This window comes from Mesorhizobium sp. M7D.F.Ca.US.004.03.1.1 (assembly GCF_003998635.1).
GTDB lineage: Bacteria > Pseudomonadota > Alphaproteobacteria > Rhizobiales > Rhizobiaceae > Mesorhizobium > Mesorhizobium loti.
Genome location: NZ_RZQG01001050.1, coordinates 1 through 1,915, shown reverse-complemented (window position 1 = coordinate 1,915; position 1,915 = coordinate 1). Strand labels below are relative to the sequence as shown.

Genomic DNA, 1,915 nt, shown 5'->3' with positions numbered 1-1,915 from the left:
GTCCTGCGGTGACGACCATGGTACCGGCAAGGGGGAATTCAACAAGTTCGCTGAGCTTGGGAGAGGTATGACTGCGCTTGATCACTTGCAAAGCCCTTGCACCGTGGAAACCAATGAAGTGATAGGCTCGCGCGATCAAAACGAAAAACGAGTTTTAGCGACGTTGATTGTTCAGTTTTTCTGGCAACCGAGGTTCAGTGCCGGCAGATTTCAGGCTTGGCCGATCGGCATTTCGCCCAAATGAATGCCTCATTTGCACCGGCAACGTTGTTTGGGGGGCAATATTGGCAGACGGACTTTGACCCATTGACCACGTGATTCAAACGCGAGCAGATCGGCTGTCTGGCGTGGCTTGTCTGACTGTCGCAGGTGTTGTCAATGGAGAGACTCCACTGACCCGACAACAATCTTCATCAAGCCTCGCGAGGCGGGCACCAAGGAGATCAGGAGCGTCGGGAGGTACGCCGCTGATATATGCCCGCCCCGCGAGCTCTTATTGGTCAGGCTGCAATATTGCCTCGCGCCTGCAGCTTGCCAATGGTTTGCTTGATTGTGCCAACCACGCGCTCACGTTCGGGACCAACAAGTGGCAGACGGGGCGCTCGGGTCCACTCAGGGCTGCCGCAGACGAGATGTTCTGCCAGCTTGATATATTGGACGAGCTTGACATGCACATCGAGATGGAAGGCCGGTGTCATGATGCGGTAGAGACTGCGGGCTTCGTCGAAGCTGCCTTCAGCGCATAGATTGAAGATAGCAACACATTCCTCGGGCCAGGCATTGGTCATTCCCGAAACCCAGCCGGTGGCGCCAAGCGCCATGCTTTCGAGGATCAGGTCGTCGACACCACAGAAGATGCGATAGCGGTCGCCAAGCTCGTTATACATGTCAGTTATGCGACGAATATCACCAGTCTCCTCCTTGATACAGACGATCGACGGTACATCTGCGAGATCCTTCAAGATATCCGGTGTGACGTCGACGCCGTATGCAATCGGATTGTTGTAAATCATGATCGGGATGCCGCAGGCCTTGGCGATGTTCCTGTACCACGCGGCAGTCTCGCGTGCGTCAGTCTTGTAGCCCAGGCTCGGAAAGACCATCAGCCCTTCGGCGCCATAGCCCTCAAAGGTCTTGGCCGTCTTGGCAGCGCCTTCGCTTGACAATTCGGCGAGGCCAGAAAGCAGCGGGACGCGACCGCCAATGGCTTCCTTGGCGCCTCGGATGACCATCTCCTTTTCAGACGGCAACAGCGAAGCGTTCTCGCCCAGCATCGGGAGCACGACAATGCCGGAGACGCCGTTGGAGATCAGTCGGTCGATGCTCTTTTGAGTGGCCTGCAGATCGATCTCGCCGGACTGCTTCATCTTGGTGGTCACAGCGGGAAAAACGCCTTTCCAGTCAGCCATGTTCTTAACCTTCCTATTTATCTGAAATTGTTACGGTTTTCTGCTTTGTATCCAATATGCAATTAATGCGGTCAGTTGTCCATATGGCACCTCGCATTCTATGCAAAACGTGAGGCTGAGTAGGGTGCAAGGTCGATGGAACTCGGCCCGAGGCCAATCAACTCGGCAACAAGTCGCGCTGTCGGCGCAGCCTGCGTCAGCCCGAGATGGCCGTGGCCGAAGGCGTAGATCGCATTGCTCGCGCCTGTGGCCCTGCCTATTACCGGCAAGGAGTCGGGTGTGGTCGGCCGTTGGCCCATCCAGACAGTGCCTGACCTCAAGGTAAGCTTGGGCACCGCCCGCCGGCCAAGCTCCATCAGCACTTCGGAACGACGGAAATTGGGTTCCGCCACAAGCCCCGTGAACTCGGCAGCTCCGCCAATGCGCAGACGCCGCTCAAGCGGTGTGACGACAAACTTCTGCTCAGCGAAAATGATCTCATGGTTGATTTCGATTCCGTCGGAATC

The 1,915-nt window shown here is 56.4% G+C and carries 3 protein-coding genes; 1 reads left to right on the top strand and 2 read right to left on the bottom strand.

Going from position 1 to position 1,915, the window contains the following annotated elements:
- Positions 1-244 (top strand): hypothetical protein (locus EN935_RS41075; RefSeq protein WP_206534634.1); only part of this gene is annotated, 244 nt, incomplete at its 5' end.
- Between the two features lie 256 nt (positions 245-500).
- On the opposite strand, the gene EN935_RS33695 is transcribed toward EN935_RS41075, so the two are convergent.
- Complete coding sequence (locus tag EN935_RS33695; RefSeq protein ID WP_127265763.1) at positions 501-1,409, bottom strand: dihydrodipicolinate synthase family protein; 909 nt, start codon at positions 1,407-1,409, stop codon at positions 501-503.
- A 98-nt stretch (positions 1,410-1,507) separates the two neighbouring features.
- Positions 1,508-1,915 (bottom strand): FAD-binding oxidoreductase (locus tag EN935_RS33690; RefSeq protein ID WP_164771592.1); only part of this gene is annotated, 408 nt, incomplete at its 5' end.

Excerpts from the sequence above, each read along its gene's own strand:
- EN935_RS33695 (WP_127265763.1), bottom strand. The coding sequence starts at position 1,409 with ATGGCTGACTGGAAAGGCGTTTTTCCCGCTGTGACCACCAAGATGAAG.